Genomic DNA, 15,849 nt, shown 5'->3' on the forward strand with positions numbered 1-15,849 from the left:
TCGTAGGCATTTTCTACTGATTCCGGTAGTTCTACGGGGTTGCTAGATTGTGTGGATTGCGTCGAAGTTCCGGTCGAGGCAGGGGATTTGTCTGCCGCGACTCCGGCGCTGCTTGCAGCAGATCCTTCTGCGCCAGTGGTGCTGGTAGGTGCAGTGCTGGTAGAAGCAGTGTTGGTTGTATTGCTTGTCGACGTGCTACTGGTCGTGGTTTCGCTACTCGAAGTGGTGCTGCTCGACGTTGCAGCAGTAGTAGTGGTGGAGGTTCCTGGTTGTGCCGAATTATCGGAGTTGCCGCCGTCGGAAGAGCAAGACACGAGTGCTAGTGGTAAGGCTGCACTGGCTGCGAGTGTGACAGCTCGCGTGCGAAAAGTGCGAGCAGAAAAGATGGCGGACACGACAACTCCCGGGTTCGGCAAAACTTGCAATCTCTGGTTGAGACTATTGTGACTATTGAGACTTTAGAGTATGCCACTACCATTTTGGTCTAAGCCATGCCGCAAGGCGGCGATAACACCAGGAGCAATACCAGGGCCACCGCGCAGCTGGATATCGTCTTCGGCGAACGGGCCGGCGTCGGCAAGCTCTTCTTCGGTAGGGCGTAACTGTAGCAAGGTCTGCTCTATACCTTCTGTTCCTGTGGTCTGCGCGTCGCCGGAGTCGCCGGAGTCGTCGGCGTCGTCGACAAGCAATTCGTCGACCACGAAATCTGAATTATTGGTGGCGGCGAATTCTTCACGGATCACGCCGGAAAACAGGCGTGCAGGCCGTGGCTTCGAACTCTGTGAATCTGCTGTGTCCTTGAACTTGATCTCTTGTGCCAACACCGCACCGACGACGTTGTCTGGCCAGATAACTCGCGAGACATAGTCGGCCAGGTGCTCGGAGCCGGGTTCAATATTGCTCGGCAGGTCATCTTGCACAACGAGGGTTAGGGGAGAGTCGTCGTCGACATCCACTGCGTGTTGGGCGAGCAAACTAGTGGGCACCAAGGCGAAAAGCGTCGGCGGGCAGTCCCAGCCTTCTGGGTGAATGAAGTCGACGGCTTCCATCATCGCGCGATTAAGCATTGGCTGAGTTATCTGCTGCGTATTCATCAGAAATTCGTCCTTTTTTCGATTGGCTAGTGCTTTTGTTTCGGTCGACTATTGCCTAAGCTAGATCACTATAACGCTTTCCGTTTTCGATTATTTTAAAGGAGTTGGACTTGGCTAGCAGCCTTAACCAACCGTCAACTAATCTGCGTAAACCGCCGCGAATTTTATCGTGGCTCGTGGGCATCATCGTAGTGCTTTTTGCTCTCGGGCCGCTGGTCGTGTCCTTATACACCGACTGGCAATGGTTTGGTGAGGTTGATTTCCGCGGGGTTTATACCACTGCGATTATTACCCGCATCATCCTGTTTTTCGCCTTCGGTATCGTCGCGGGGCTTGTAACCTTCTTGATTAGCTGGCTTACCTGGAAAAACCGTCCGAGCGATGTCTCGATGGCGGATGTCAACTCGCCGGTGTATCAGTACCGAGATTCCATTGCTGCGACGATGCGCAAATTCCTCTATGGCGCACCGCTGATTATCGCACTCGCGGCAGGGTTTATGGGCCAGGCCTACTGGCGCACGGTTCTATTGTTTTTAAACGGCGGTGATTTTGGCCGTGAAGACGCAGAATTCGGTATGGATCTGGGCTTTTATGCCTTTAACCTGCCACTGTTGAATATTCTGGTGTCCTCGCTAAGCGTGCTTTTGATCATTAGTTTTGTGCTCTCGCTGGTGGGCTATTACATCCTGGGCGGGATCCGCGTTGGTAGCCAGGCAGCGGGGGTAAAGGGCTCGGTATCGAAGCCTGCGCGCATTCAACTAGCCGTTATTGCCGGTTTGTGGATGCTAGTGCAGGTTGCCAGCTACTTCTTGGATCGCTACACCATTTTGTTTAACCAGCACGATATTTTCGCTGGTGCTTCGTTTACCAACCTGCATGCAGATTTGCCGGCCAAGATCATTTTGATCGTGGTTTCTGCGCTGGTGGCCGTAGCATTTTTCATGGCTATCGTGATCAAGGATCTGCGCATCCCAGGCCTGGCCGTGGTGCTGATGCTGGTGACCTCCATCGCTGTTGGTACTGCATGGCCGATGCTGATGGAGCAGTTCTCTGTGCAGCCGAACCGCGCGCTGAAAGAAGCACAATCGATTGAGCGCAATATCGACGCCACCCGTTTCGCCTACAACATCGATGAAACCAACGTGGAGTATGAGACGAACTGGGGCGCGGAAGAAGTCTCTGATGACGACGTCGCTGCAGACGAAAACACCATTTCCAACCTGCGTCTGCTCGATCCAGACATTTTGGCGCCGACGTTTACCCAGCAACAACAACTGCGTAACTTCTACGGTTTCCCTGATGTGTTGTCCATGGACCGCTATGAGATCGACGGGGAACAGCGTGATTTCGTGGTGGCCGCTCGTGAGTTGGATCCGAATGCACTACGGGAAAACCAGCGTTCTTGGATTAACCGCCACACCGTATACACCCACGGTAACGGTTTCGTGGCAGCGCAAGCCAATACCATCAACGAAGCCGCAGAATCCGCTGGTTCCACTCGTGGTGGTTTCCCGGTATACACGGTTTCTGACTTGCAGACCTTGGCTTCCCGTGCCGAGGACGAAGATGCTGAAGAACTCGGCATCAAGGTGGATCAGCCGCGTGTGTACTACGGCCCGGTCATTGCCTCAGCCCAAGATGGTCTGGACTACGCAATTGTTGGAGGCACTGACAACGACGTGGAATACGACACTGATTCTTCGTCGTACACCTACACCGGCGAAGGCGGGGTAGGCATTGGCAACTGGTTCACGCGTGCGATCTATGCCGCGAAATACCAGGAGATGAACTTCCTACTGTCGGACCGCGTTGGTGCAGAATCGAAGATTCTGTACGACCGCGACCCACGCGCTCGCGTCGAAAAGGTTGCCCCGTGGTTGACCACCGATTCGCACACCTACCCGGCTGTGGTCGACGGCAAGATCAAGTGGATCGTGGATGGCTACACCACCTTGGATGCGATGCCCTACAGCACGGAGATGTCGTTGTCGCAGGCTACTCGCGACGCACTGAACCCGGATGGCACCGAGCAGCGTTTGATTAACGACCGCATTGGTTATATCCGGAACTCGGTGAAAGCCACGGTGGATGCCTACGACGGCACCGTGGAGCTGTACGAGTTTGATACCGAAGACCCGGTATTGGATGCGTGGCGCGGAGTATTCCCGGACACCGTGAAGGATGAATCCGAGATTTCTGATGAGCTGCGTGCACATTTCCGCTACCCAGAAGATATCTTCAAGGTGCAGCGCAACTTGCTCGCGCGCTACCACGTGGATGACCCAGGCGTGTACTTCTCCAACGATGCTTTCTGGTCGGTTCCTCTGGACCCAACCCAGCCGGAATCCCAGGAGTTGCCGCAGCCTCCGTATTACGTGATGGCTGCGGACCCAGAAAACCCGGACAAGTCCAGCTTCCAGATGGTTACTCCGTTCCGTGGTTTGGAGCGTGAATTCCTGTCGGCGCACATGACGGTGTCTTCGGATCCGGAAAACTACGGTGACATCACCGTGCGTGTCTTGCCGACGAATACGCAGACGCAAGGTCCGCGCCAGGCGCAGGATGCGATGATGTCGTCTGACCAGGTTGCTGGTGACCGTGGTCTGTGGGAGCGCACGAACGAGCTCTACAACGGTAACTTGCTGACTTTGCCGGTAGGCGGCGGTGAAATCCTCTACTTGGAGCCGATTTACGCCGAGCGTAAGGACCAAGATTCGGCCTTCCCGAAGCTGCTGCGTGTGTTGGTTTCTTACAAGGGCCGCATTGGTTATGCACCAACTATTGGTGAGGCACTGGAACAGGTAGGCATCGACTCGCAGGCGGCACAGGATATCGACCTGGTCGATGGTGACGAGGACAGTTCCCGTGGTTCCTCCGATGATGCTGATGCGGCTGATACTGCAGAGGCTGGTGCTTCGGCTTCCAGCGACAAAGATGCTGACTCGGATCGCGATTCTGCGGATCGTTCTGGTCCAACCCCGCCAGCTAGTGGCCAAGGCGTCGACGCTATTAATGATGCTCTCCGTGATCTGGAGAAGGCACGGGATGGTTCCTTCGAGGAATACGGACGTGCGCTGGATCGCTTGGACCGTGCGGTGGAAAACTACCAGTCGCAGAACTAGCGATAGCACGATTGGCAGCGATGCAACGCCAATAAGATATCGCTTTACGATCGTTGATAATCCCGCTGTGTGCCCAGCGCATGGCGGGATTTGGCATATCTAGCGATGGTATGTATAGTTACATGATGTCAGCGAGCGAGAGATCGCAAAGGTGCACAAAAGTGAAGGCCTTTAGCTGACAGATGAATTGAATATCATCCGACGCGGGGTGGAGCAGCTCGGTAGCTCGCTGGGCTCATAACCCAGAGGTCGCAAGTTCGAATCTTGTCCCCGCTACCAATATTCAATGAATCCCCAGTGGCGCCTAGCGCCGCTGGGGATTTTTCGTATGTATGATTTTGGGTTAACTCTAACCCTAACCCTACATGTCAGAGTGAGCAGAAGCAGGAGATGCAGTAATCTTCGACCTCGCAATCATCACCGCGTGGAGCCCAACAAGAGCCAAGGGAGACGAGAGTGCTAGCTGATTTTCTTAGTTGGGCCCTCGTTATGGCGATGCCGGGTCCTGACATTATTTCTATCGGCCTGCAAACCTCGCGATATGGCCTGCGTGCGGGGTTCTGGACGGCTCTCGGCGCTGCGCTGGGAGTGGCGGTGTGGTCAGTGCTTTCGCTGGTGGGTATCGAGGCGTTGCTGGTCGCTGTTCCTACTCTGCGAGTCGTGCTACCGATGGTCGGCTGCGTGGTTCTCGTGATATTGGGTGTTCTGGCTCTCCGTGATGCAGCGAGGCCAGCAAGCAATCACAGAGACCAAGTCGTGACAGAATCGATTCCTTCGGCGCGATCGTCAGAGACCGGTACGTGGGCTAAGTCGCTCCGATTGGGTTTTGTCACCAACATTTCGAATCCAAAGACATTGGTTTTCTTTACCTCTTTCTTTACTCAAATGATGAGCCACTACGCTGGATTCAGCCAGAAATCCCTGGTTCTCGGTCTTCTGCTAGTGGTGACTCTGCTGGTATTTCTCATGATGTCCGTGCTGTTGAAAGCAGCAGCGAATTCGCCTCTGGCCCGAATTCCTGCTGTTCGTTTCCTGCCGGGAATTGTCCTTATTTCTATTGGTGTCTTCTATATCTTCGAACTTGTCTAAGCAATAAAAAGGAAAAACTATGCGTGTTCTTCATGTCAATCCTGATATCTCAGACACTGCGACTTTTTTGAAGGAGACTGGTGCTACTGCGGAGCAAAGTCTGAATTCGATTGTGGTTTCTACCAAGATGTCAGGGGAGCGGCGAAATGCTCTCGTTCTGGTTCCTGCCACTCATCGCTTAGATAGTAAAGGTCTCAAGCAACCCTTGGGCGGTAAAACGTCGTTTCTTCCGATGGATGAAGCTTTGGCATTAACTGGTATGGAAAGAGATAGTATCGGCCCGATTGGGGTTCCTGAAGGCCTTCCTGTTGTGGCGGATCTGAATGCTATCAAGGGTGACGAGTTTTACATTGGAGGGGGAAAATTGGGCCGCAAATACCTGATTAGCCGTCAGGAATTGGAAGCTGCGGTAGATCAGAGTGTTGTAGGGATTTACGTTCCTACCGAGCTTGGATTCTAGGGGGTCGTTGCAACGATGACGGTTATTTAGGTGTGATACTAACGCCCGGGGCAGTATCCCAATCGTTGGTGGAGCCTGGATTTATTCCACCATTTCACCCGTTCAAACGTGGCGTCCTGATCAATTTTTGGGGCAGCTTCCAGATTGTCCGATTTATGGCAGATAACTCCCCTTTATGTTATTGTGTTCTGAATAACATTATGTGGGTTGAAAGGGGAGGGGGATTCAGATGGGCGGAATTAATTCGCGGCAGCTTCCGCCGCGCCCGCGAATCAACTAGTACTAGATTAAACAGTTTCAACTCTTATCGCAGGTAAAACGGATTTCTTGACTGCACGTTAGACCAGTATGTCTTCATTTCGGCATCCAATTGTAGGAGTTTATTTCGGGTAAGCCGTCTTTTCTTTAGAGTTCAAGAATTGATTGAAGGTCGCGTCCTGTATCAATGCGTGGCAATTAAAGCTCGTGCAGAAACTCGATAGGGCAACAAGCTTATAGGGGAGTCATGAATTCTAAGAACCCGTTCCACGTCAAGGATTATCGGCGCTGGTTTGTTGGCGAAACTCTACTGTCCGTATCTGCTGGTATGGGTCTGGCGACTATGTTGCTGGCGGTCGAGATCTTTGACTCTGTGGCAACGGCAGGATTGTTCTTTTCTGTCGTTAGTTTGTTGGGTATCCTCGGATCGGCGGTAGGCGGATCGCTTGCAGATAGCGTAGAGCGCCGAAGCTTATTCAAGGTGTTGTCGCCAGTCGTCGTCATATGTTCGCTGGGGATTGCCCTAACCGTGAGTGGTTATTTTTATGCAAACTGGACGACGCAAGCTGCCGTCGTGGCAATTTCTAGCTTCGTACTAATTAGTAGTGCTATCACGGGTGTCCTCGACCCGGTCATGGATGCAGCCCTGAAAAATGTGATTTCTCCGGAGCAATTTCCTCGGGCAGCAGGAGCTGCAGAAGCCCGGGAGTCGACGATATCGATTGCTGCCAGCCCGGCGTCCGGTGCATTGTATTCTGCGCTGGCACCAGTTCCATTTGTGGTGCAGTTTTTCTGCAATCTCGGTTTCTATATCAATGCTTTAGCAATTCGTACGCCACTCGGGCCGAATAAGGAAAAGGAATTTGGCCTGGATGATGAAGAGCAGACGGAAACGCAAGATAGCCCGCCAACGCGGTGGTGGCGAAACCTCACTGCAAAGCTGAGTGGCGGGTATGGGTCGGCGTGGAGGTTTTTGCGTGAACATAACGCGCTGTTTCGGATTCTGCTCAGCGCGCCGTTAATTAACTTATTTGTTTTCGGTACGTTTTCCTGGACCACGTTTTATCTTTCGGATGCGGGCGAACCGGGCTGGCTTATCGGTTTGGTGGTGGCAGGCTTCAGCATCAGTTCGTTGCTCGGCAGTGCTTTGCTTCCGTGGCTTACGGACCTATATGCGCCAGGTTCGCTGGTGGTTGTTGGCTTAGGTAGTATGCTGATCTTCTTCGGCGTGTTTTTGTTCTTGGCTGCCAGTCCCTGGGTCATGCTGGTGGTGAGCCTGGCTTGTATGCTCCCATCGCCGGCATTAAATGCAGCCCTGTTTGGCCACGTTTTTGCTGTCACGCCGCAGGATTTACAGGGGCGTGTAATGGCGATTTTTATCGTGGTTAGCAGTGCTATCAACGTCGCTGTACCGACACTTGCGGGCACCATGGTGGAATCTGGTACTCGTTTCTGGTTTGCGGCCGTTGTAATTGGGACTGGGTTTGTGGGCTGGCTATTGCTGGCTGGGTCTTGGGAGGTACGTGCGATGCGTAATGAGGAACCGGACAGCGATAACAGCGGTGGCGACACCGTAGCCTACGAAAATCTGTGATCCCAGACTCGCACCCTTTGTATTGTCTTGCTCACACTGTTCAACAAAACCTAATGTTATCGGTATCACTCATTCCGTTGATCTATCGCGCACGACCGTCGGTATGTGATGCGGAAACAGTGAATACGTAGTAACGAGTAACCAGCTGCCGAGTCCAGCTGTAGAGCAAAGGGGAATAGCCGTGTCGCCGACCATTCCAGAACCGAAGCACGTCACCAACGTGCCAAGCGTTGGGCACACTGACCCGCCGGTCCCGAAAAATATCTGGCGATTGTTTGTCTACAGCGCCATTGGTGCGTTCGTCTTTTTCTTCCCACTGACCTACCAAGACAAAAGCTCGATCCCGCTCGACCACATGGTTACGATCGTGCGGGACAGTGTGCCCGCCATCGTTCCGTGGATCATCCTGGCTCTGGCCGGTTTTGGTGCTGTTCGTTCCATCTATAATCAAAACTGGAAAGAAGGCACGCTCGCTGCGATTTTCGTCGTCACGAACGTTATCGGTTTTATCATCGCGGTGCTGGCGGTGTTGGATGCGCTGCCGTGGGTGCTTGGCGACGAAGACATGGTGCCATTTCTCTGGGAAAAGATTGCCACTCCGGTCGGGTTGATTGTTCCGATTGGCTCGGCGTTCCTCGCGTTGCTGGTCAGCTATGGCTTCTTGGAATTTATCGGCGTACTCATGCAGCCGATTATGCGCCCGCTGTGGAAAACGCCGGGCCGTTCGGCTATCGATGCGGTGGCCTCGTTCGTTGGCTCGTATTCGCTGGGCATCTTGATCACAGACCGCGTTTATCAGCGCGGTGGCTATACCGCGAAAGAAGCCGCCATTATTGCCACGGGCTTTTCGACGGTCTCCGCAGCGTTCATGGTCATCGTCGCTAATGCACTCGGCCTCATGGAAATTTGGACCACGTTCTTTTTCGTCACGCTAGTCGTTACTTTCCTGGTCACCGCAATCACCGTACGTATTCCGCCGTTGTCGCGTATTCCGGATGATTATCACGAGGGCGCGACTCCGGAGCCAGAAGCAGAAGTCAATGGGAGTCGGTTTAAAGCCGCTTGGCATGAGGCTCTTTATACCCTGGAAAATGCCCCTAGCCTGTGGCGGGCGGTGCGCGATAGCTTCGTGGATGGAGTCAAGATGGCTGGTGCCATCGTGCCATCGATTCTCTCGGTTGGCCTGGGTGGCATTTTGCTGGAGCGATTCACCCCGGTGTTCGAGTGGATAGGCTATCTGTTCTACCCGTTCGCCTGGGTCGTGCGCCTGCCAGAAACCATGGATGCCAGCCAGGCGATGGCCACTGGTATTGCAGAAATGTTCCTGCCTGCGGCCAGCATGGCAGGCGCGGAAGATCTGGTGGCGAAGTTCGTCGTCGGCGTGGTCTCTATCTCGATGATCATTTTCTTCTCCGCGCTTATTCCGTGCATCATGGCTACCCGTATCCCGATTTCCCTGACTTCCATCGTCATCATCTGGTTTGAACGCGTGGCGCTGACGATTCTCATTGCCACCCCGATTGCGTATTTGTTGTTGTAGCACCATTCGTTAGTCTGAAAATCATGAATTCCCCGCAGGTTCCTGCAGCACGCCACACGCTAGATATTTTGCGGTTGCTTTCTACCATCGATGTGCCGATTTCCGCAGCGCGCATCCATCGGGAACTCGGCATTCCGCGTTCTACCACGTATCACTTGCTGGCAGAGATGGTCGAGGCCGGCTTTGTTGTCCATCTTGCTGGCGAACGGACCTATGGTCTCGGCCTGGCTGCGTATTCCATGGCGAATGCCTATACGACCCAGCAGCCTTTGGTGCGATTAAGTCAGAAATACCTGGATAAAGCCGCCAGTTTGGCAGGCGGATCGGGGCACTTATCCCGCTTGTCTGCCACTGAGATTGTGTATTTGCAGGAAACGCGTGCTGCGCGGGCGGTGTCGTTGATTAGTCAGGTGGGGGTCCGCTTGCCAGCGGTGGGCACGGCTTCTGGGAGAGCTATGCTCGCGCACTTGCCGGAAACGGAATACCGTGCGGTTTACTCGGCGTCGGATGCCACCGAAGGCTGGGGCGCGTTTCAAAAACATCTTGCCGCCGTCCGCGAACGCGGATTTGATGTGGAAGTGCAAGAAGTAAGTAGGGGGCAGGCCAGTGTTGCGGTGCCGGTGTTGGATCACTTGCAGCGTCCCGCGGCTGCGTTGGCGGTGACGTATCCGGTGGATAGCTTGCGTGCCGGGCAATTTGAAGAATTGCGAGATCATCTGAGCTCTGCCGCGCGCGACATTTCAGCCCGCATGTATGGCAATCGGGGATAACCCGCGGCACATACCCGTCTCGCATTTCAGACATGACCGTCGGCAAGTCCCTGTTCTGTGATCTAGAAAACTTCTAAATTAAACAGCAAGAACAAAGTGTTTGAGTGAAAGGATACCCACCACTATGTCGCAACCCCGTGAAATTCGTGCCCCACGCGGAACCGAATTGTCCGCAAAATCGTGGCAGACGGAAGCTCCGCTGCGCATGTTGATGAACAACCTAGATCCCGAGGTTGCAGAGCGTCCGGAAGATCTCGTGGTTTACGGCGGTACTGGTAAAGCAGCCCGTAACTGGGAATCCTTCGACGCCATCGTTGATGTATTGAAAGACCTGGAATCCGATGAGACCCTGCTGGTGCAATCCGGTAAGCCGGTCGGTGTACTGCGTACCAATGAATGGGCTCCGCGCGTGCTGATCGCTAACTCGAACTTGGTGGGTGACTGGGCCAACTGGGAGCACTTCCGCAAACTGGAATCTGAAGGCCTGATGATGTACGGGCAGATGACCGCAGGTTCTTGGATCTACATTGCCACCCAGGGGATCTTGCAGGGCACCTACGAAACGTTCGCTGCCGTTGCCACCAAGCGTTTCAACGACACTTTGGCTGGCACTCTGACTCTGACCGGCGGGTGTGGCGGTATGGGTGGTGCGCAGCCGCTAGCCGTCAAACTCAATGGTGGTGTGTGCATCATTGCCGACGTCGATGAGACCCGTTTGAAGCGTCGACAAGGCAAGCGCTACTTGGATGAGGTCACTACCTCGCTGGATGAAGCCATCGAGATGGCCAACCAGGCCAAAGCAGAAAAACGCGCGCTGACCATTGGCGTCGTCGGCAATGCTGCCGAAATCTTCCCGGAGATGCTCAAGCGACACCGCGCAGGCGAGCTCACAGTCGACATTGTGACAGACCAGACTTCCGCGCACGATCCGTTGTCCTACCTGCCGGTGGAGCACTCAGTCGACGAGTGGCACCGCGAGGCGAAGGCTGACCCGCAGACCTTCACCAAGAAAGCACGCGAATCGATGGCGGCTCAGGTGCAAGCGATGGTGGAATTCCAGGACGAAGGTGCTGAGGTCTTCGACTACGGCAACTCCATCCGTGACGAGGCCCGACATGCTGGATACAATCGCGCATTTGAATTCCCGGGCTTTGTCCCAGCGTATATCCGTCCGTTGTTCTGTGAGGGTCTCGGACCATTCCGCTGGGTGGCGCTTTCGGGCGACCCAGAAGATATCAAGGTCACCGACCAGGCCATCAAGGAACTGTTCCCAGAAAACGAGCACCTGCACAACTGGCTGGATGCTGCTGATGAATACGTGGAGTTCGAAGGCCTGCCAGCACGTATCTGCTGGTTAGGATACGGCGAGCGTCACAAGGCCGGTTTGCTATTCAACAAGCTGGTGGCAGAGGGCAAGGTCAAAGCGCCGATCGTTATTGGTCGCGACCACCTGGACTCCGGTTCGGTGGCTTCACCGTACCGCGAAACCGAAGGCATGTTGGACGGTACAGACGCCGTCGCAGACTGGCCGCTGCTCAACGCTCTGACCGCAACCTCCGGCGGTGCTACCTGGGTATCCCTGCACCACGGCGGCGGCGTTGGTATGGGCCGTTCCATCCACTGTGGCCAGGTCACGGTGGCAGACGGTACCGAGCTGGCCGCGAAGAAGCTGGAAGCCGTGTTGACCAACGACCCTGCGATGGGTGTGATCCGCCACGTTGACGCCGGTTATAACCGGGCTAATGAGGTCGCAGAAGAGCGCGGCGTGCGCGTGCCATCTCCATTTAAGTCCCGTGAGAGCTAGAAAAGGCTAGAAACTCTAGAAAAACTAGCTCAACCAACGCCGGGTAGAAACGTCGCTGTGTTCGTTTTTGCTCACCCCGTTTGGCTGCCGCTGGCTGCGTGCAGTGTGTCGCCAAACGGGGTTATTTATTTATATTCTCCTGCTGTGAGCCAAAACGCCATTAGAACAGGTTTGTGTCACTAACTGCTTTGTATTGTGGCAAGTCTCATGTGATATAACTTACGCACCGTAGTTTTGGTTTTGTCATCCTACAAAGGTGCGGTGGCTGTGCTCGCAGGATTTCAGTGGAGAGTGTATGTTTCGCTACTTATTCAAGAAAGTAACGGGGTGGCTGCTGGTTATTTTTCTGGCAACCAACCTGACGTACTTTCTGGCCTCTGCCTTTTTGGACCCTAGGTCGAATTACGCAACACGGCGACCGCCGATACCCGAAGAACAAATTGACTCCATGCTGGAGCCTTATAACTTAAGCCCGTCGACGCCCATTTTGGAGCGTTGGTGGAACTGGCTCACCAATGTTGTATTGCACTGGGATTGGGGTTCATCACCGGTGGGCGCGGATGTCAACGCCGAAGTTGGCTATCGAATCTGGGTCTCTGCGCAGCTGCTTTTGCTAGCCACGATTCTGTCCATCGTGATTGGTGTAGCCATCGGTGTTTACACCGCATCCCGGCAGTACAAAGCCGGTGACCGCATTTGGCAAGGAATTTCGATCATCGCGATGAATACGCACATCGTCGTGGCTTCGATCGTCGTCGTGGGCTTTGGTCTGAAAGTCAATGAATGGACCGGTCAACGTGTCTTTTACGTGATTGGCGCCCGGTCGATCCACGTCGAGGGATTTTTCCCGACGCTCATCGATATCCTGCAGCACCTGACTTTGCCCACGATTGCGATGGTGTTTATTTCCTATGCCGGTTATCACATGACTCAGCGCACCCTGCTGCTGGATAACCTCAATGCCGATTATGTACGTACCGCCCGCGCGAAAGGACTTCCCAGAGGGGTGGCGATTCGCCGACACGCGTTGCGCACCTCGATCATCCCGGTTGCTACCTCGGTGGCGTTTTCTATTCCGGGGATTTTTACCGGCGCTGTCATGACCGAAAAGATCTTTGCGTGGCAGGGGATGGGGCAGTACTTCCTGGACACCATCGCAAATAACGACATCAACGGTGTCGTTGCCGTCGCCGCTTTCGGTGCTGCCTCGACAGCCTTTTCTGCAATCCTGGCGGACTTCGTCGTTGTCGCCATCGATCCACGGGTACGGGTGAGCTAGCCATGACTAATCCACAAGACACCAATATTGACACCGAAAGCCGTTCACCATTGGGCGGGGCACAACAAGCCACCAAAGTCGGCGATGGCACGAAAAAGCGCGGTACGTCGCGGTGGAAGCTGTACACTCGCCGGTTTTTCCGCAACAAGCTCGCTACCGTCGGTTTATTAATCCTGCTGGGCTTAATTTTCTTGTCGACGATCGGCGGCTATTTTACCCAGTGGGACTACTATGAGCCGGACTTTTTGAGTCTCTCGGAGCCGCCAAGCGCGGAGCACTGGTTCGGCACGAACGATGCCGGTAATGACATTTACGCGCAGGTGGTTCATGGTCTCGGGCGTTCGTTGACAATCGCGATTGTGGTTTCTGCGCTGACCTCCGTGGCATCCGCATTGATTGGAGCCGGTGCTGCTTTGTGGGGCGGGCCCGTCGAAAAGATCGTGATGGCTGCGATCCACTTTTTGCTGGCTATTCCGTCGTTTTTGATCATTGCCTTGGTGGTTTCCGGCTCCGGCGGGGACTGGAAGCTGCTGATCATCGTTTTGGCGATCTTCGGTTGGATGTATCCGGCGCGTGTTATCTGGTCGCTGGCGTTGACTTTGCGCGAGCTGGATTATGTGCGCGCTGCAAAATACATGGGTGTTTCCCGGCCACGCATCGTCTTGCGACACCTAGTGCCGAATATTGGCTCGCTGTTGATCATCCAATTCGTGTTCGGCGTGATCGGCACCGTCATGTCAGAAACCGCGCTGTCGTTTTTAGGCCTCGGTATCAAGCTTCCCGATGTTTCTCTGGGAACCATGCTGCAAGACGGCGTGAATGTGATTAATGCATCGCCGTGGCAGTTCTACTTCCCAGCCGGTGTGTTGACCTTGCTGACTGTGTCCATGGCGTTTATCGGCGATGGTTTGCGCGACGCACTCGATCCAAACTCTAATTCTGGAGGAAAAGCATGACCTCTCCTATTTTGTCTGTTACTGATCTCAGCGTCTCGTTCCCATCTGAGGCCGGAACCGTTAACGCTGTGCGTGGAGTCAATTTCGATCTTTTGCCCGGCAAGACCTTGGGGATCGTGGGAGAGTCCGGCTCCGGAAAATCCGTTACCTCCATGGCAATAATGGGGTTGTTGCCGGACTATGCCAAGGTTGCCGGCTCCGTGGAATTTGATGGCGTCGAGCTATTGGAGAAAAACGACAAGCAGATGTCGAAAATCCGGGGCAAAGACATCGGCATGATCTTCCAAGATCCGTTGTCGGCGCTGACCCCGGTGTTCGATATTGGTACCCAGCTGGTCGAAGCTATCCAGACGCACCAAAAAGTCAGCAAACGCGTCGCGCTGGACCAGGCCGCGCAGCTGTTGGAACTAGTCGGGATTAATGAACCGAAGTTACGGTTGAAATCTTTTCCGCATCAATTTTCCGGTGGTATGCGCCAGCGCGTGGTTATCGCCATTGCGATCGCGAATAATCCCAAGCTTTTGATCGCTGATGAGCCGACTACGGCCTTGGACGTGACCATCCAGGCACAGATTTTGGACGTTATTAAGGTTGCGCAGAAAGAAACAGGGGCGGCCACGATCATGATCACTCATGACATGGGGGTGGTCGCAGAAACTGCCGACGATGTCATGGTGATGTACGCCGGGCGTCCAGTAGAACGCGCCGAGGTCCATGACTTGTTCGCCAACCCGCGGATGCCGTATACCGTCGGGTTGTTGGGATCAACCCCGCGTCCCGATGCGTCGTCGGAGGATCCGCTGATTCCCATCGAGGGAAATCCACCGATGTTGGTGAACCTCGAGGATAAGTGTCAGTTTGCCCCGCGATGCCCGGTAGCGACCGACGAGTGTCTGCACTCTGAACCGAAGCTGCTGCCGTTGAAGAGTAATCAGAGTCAAAGTACGGCCTGTATTCGTTCTGAGCACATTACGGACCGAAAAATCGACGGCCAGCAGATGTATCCGGTACCGAAACTCAGCGCTGACGTGCTGGGGGATGTCCCGCGTGAGGAGCGCAAGATTGCGCTTGCGGTTAAAGACCTGCATAAGGAATTCCCGTTGTTGAAAGGTGCTTTGGTCAAGCGTCGCGTCGGTACGGTCAAAGCTGTCAACGGCATCAGCTTCGAAATCCGTGAAGGCGAATGCATGGCGATCGTCGGCGAGTCTGGTTGCGGCAAGACCACGACGTTGCTGGAGATTATGGACTTGGAGCCGGAAAACGGTCAGGTGCTGCTGGACGGCGCGGATGCGAATGAGTTTTCAGCGGCGCAGCGTCGGGAAGCGCGGAAGCAACTGCAAATCGTGTTCCAGGATCCGATGAGTTCGTTGAACCCACGTCTGACTGTGCGGGAAGTGATTGCCGAGCCGTTGAATTCCTTGGGCTTCGACGGTGACGTCGATGATCGCGTCATTGAGCTGATGGAGTTGGTGGGCCTGAATGCTGACCATCTGGATCGGTTCCCGAGCCATTTCTCCGGTGGCCAGCGGCAGCGTATCGGGCTGGCTCGCGCGTTGGCGACGAACCCGAAGGTGATCGTGCTCGATGAGCCGGTCTCAGCCTTGGATGTGTCTATTCAAGCTGGTGTGATCAACCTTCTGGAAGACCTCAAGCGCAAGCTCGGGATCGCTTATTTGTTTGTCGCACACGATTTGTCTGTGGTGCGTCACCTTTCAGACCGGGTGGCCGTGATGTACGAGGGTGCGTTTGTGGAAGAAGGCGATACGGATGAAATCTTCGATAATCCACAGCATGAATACACGCGGAAATTGCTCAGCGCTATCCCAATCCCGGATCCGGAGGTCGCGCGGAGACAAAAAGATTCTGCATAATATTCTGCGCAA

Annotated in this window: 12 protein-coding genes and 1 tRNA gene; 12 read left to right on the forward strand and 1 reads right to left on the reverse strand. The window is 54.5% G+C overall.

Translation table 11 applies throughout. The features are described 5' to 3' along the window. Positions 1–51: 51 nt before the first annotated feature. Positions 52–447, forward strand: coding sequence for a hypothetical protein (locus tag L9H78_RS02910; RefSeq protein ID WP_249620438.1), 396 nt, complete (start codon positions 52–54; stop codon positions 445–447). Positions 448–458: 11 nt separating this feature from the next. On the opposite strand, the gene L9H78_RS02915 is transcribed toward L9H78_RS02910, so the two are convergent. Further along, the gene (locus tag L9H78_RS02915; RefSeq protein WP_249620439.1) at positions 459–1,094 is read right to left on the reverse strand and encodes a PPA1309 family protein; all 636 of its coding nucleotides are present in this window, start codon (positions 1,092–1,094) and stop codon (positions 459–461) included. 110 nt (positions 1,095–1,204) lie between these two features. Between L9H78_RS02915 and L9H78_RS02920 the strand changes: the two genes are divergently transcribed. The 11 genes from L9H78_RS02920 to L9H78_RS02970 all read left to right on the forward strand — a co-directional run bounded on the left by L9H78_RS02920 (position 1,205) and on the right by L9H78_RS02970 (position 15,837). Next, a complete protein-coding gene (locus tag L9H78_RS02920; protein WP_249620440.1) occupies positions 1,205–4,216 on the forward strand; it encodes a UPF0182 family protein in 3,012 nt (1,003 codons plus the stop codon). Between the two features lie 202 nt (positions 4,217–4,418). Next, a tRNA-Met gene (locus L9H78_RS02925) sits at positions 4,419–4,495 on the forward strand. A gap of 177 nt (positions 4,496–4,672) precedes the next feature. Beyond that, entirely contained in the window at positions 4,673–5,305 is a 633-nt protein-coding gene (locus L9H78_RS02930) for a LysE family translocator (RefSeq protein ID WP_249620441.1), read from the forward strand. Positions 5,306–5,324: 19 nt separating this feature from the next. Further along, complete coding sequence (locus L9H78_RS02935; protein WP_249620442.1) at positions 5,325–5,765, forward strand: aminoacyl-tRNA deacylase; 441 nt, start codon at positions 5,325–5,327, stop codon at positions 5,763–5,765. Positions 5,766–6,270: 505 nt separating this feature from the next. Further along, complete coding sequence (locus L9H78_RS02940; protein ID WP_249620443.1) at positions 6,271–7,617, forward strand: MFS transporter; 1,347 nt, start codon at positions 6,271–6,273, stop codon at positions 7,615–7,617. A gap of 181 nt (positions 7,618–7,798) precedes the next feature. Beyond that, positions 7,799–9,157, forward strand: coding sequence for a YjiH family protein (locus L9H78_RS02945; RefSeq protein WP_156519588.1), 1,359 nt, complete (start codon positions 7,799–7,801; stop codon positions 9,155–9,157). 23 nt (positions 9,158–9,180) lie between these two features. Continuing rightward, positions 9,181–9,927 carry an IclR family transcriptional regulator gene (locus L9H78_RS02950; RefSeq protein ID WP_249620444.1) on the forward strand — a complete coding sequence of 249 codons (747 nt, stop codon included), beginning with the start codon at positions 9,181–9,183 and terminating at the stop codon, positions 9,925–9,927. A 124-nt stretch (positions 9,928–10,051) separates the two neighbouring features. Beyond that, a complete protein-coding gene (hutU, locus tag L9H78_RS02955) occupies positions 10,052–11,731 on the forward strand; it encodes a urocanate hydratase (RefSeq protein WP_249620445.1) in 1,680 nt (559 codons plus the stop codon). A 295-nt stretch (positions 11,732–12,026) separates the two neighbouring features. Further along, on the forward strand, positions 12,027–13,010 hold the full coding sequence (locus L9H78_RS02960; protein WP_249620446.1) for an ABC transporter permease: 984 nt from the start codon (positions 12,027–12,029) through the stop codon (positions 13,008–13,010). A 2-nt stretch (positions 13,011–13,012) separates the two neighbouring features. Continuing rightward, on the forward strand, positions 13,013–13,966 hold the full coding sequence (locus tag L9H78_RS02965; protein WP_249618420.1) for an ABC transporter permease: 954 nt from the start codon (positions 13,013–13,015) through the stop codon (positions 13,964–13,966). Then, positions 13,963–15,837 carry an ABC transporter ATP-binding protein gene (locus tag L9H78_RS02970; protein WP_249618421.1) on the forward strand — a complete coding sequence of 625 codons (1,875 nt, stop codon included), beginning with the start codon at positions 13,963–13,965 and terminating at the stop codon, positions 15,835–15,837. Before L9H78_RS02965 ends, L9H78_RS02970 begins: the two co-directional genes overlap by 4 nt. The last annotated feature ends 12 nt before the right edge of the window (positions 15,838–15,849 follow it).

Origin of the sequence: Corynebacterium pseudodiphtheriticum (genome assembly GCF_023509295.1) — a bacterium.
Classification (GTDB): Bacteria; Actinomycetota; Actinomycetes; order Mycobacteriales; family Mycobacteriaceae; genus Corynebacterium; species Corynebacterium pseudodiphtheriticum.

Bases quoted from the DNA above. Each gene is read 5' to 3' on its own strand.
- L9H78_RS02950 (WP_249620444.1), top strand. From the start codon at position 9,181: ATGAATTCCCCGCAGGTTCCTGCAGCACGCCACACGCTAGATATTTTG.
- L9H78_RS02965 (WP_249618420.1), top strand. From the start codon at position 13,013: ATGACTAATCCACAAGACACCAATATTGACACCGAAAGCCGTTCACCA.
- L9H78_RS02915 (WP_249620439.1), bottom strand. From the start codon at position 1,094: ATGAATACGCAGCAGATAACTCAGCCAATGCTTAATCGCGCGATGATG.
- L9H78_RS02960 (WP_249620446.1), top strand. From the start codon at position 12,027: ATGTTTCGCTACTTATTCAAGAAAGTAACGGGGTGGCTGCTGGTTATT.
- L9H78_RS02970 (WP_249618421.1), top strand. From the start codon at position 13,963: ATGACCTCTCCTATTTTGTCTGTTACTGATCTCAGCGTCTCGTTCCCA.
- L9H78_RS02940 (WP_249620443.1), top strand. From the start codon at position 6,271: ATGAATTCTAAGAACCCGTTCCACGTCAAGGATTATCGGCGCTGGTTT.
- hutU (WP_249620445.1), top strand. From the start codon at position 10,052: ATGTCGCAACCCCGTGAAATTCGTGCCCCACGCGGAACCGAATTGTCC.
- L9H78_RS02935 (WP_249620442.1), top strand. From the start codon at position 5,325: ATGCGTGTTCTTCATGTCAATCCTGATATCTCAGACACTGCGACTTTT.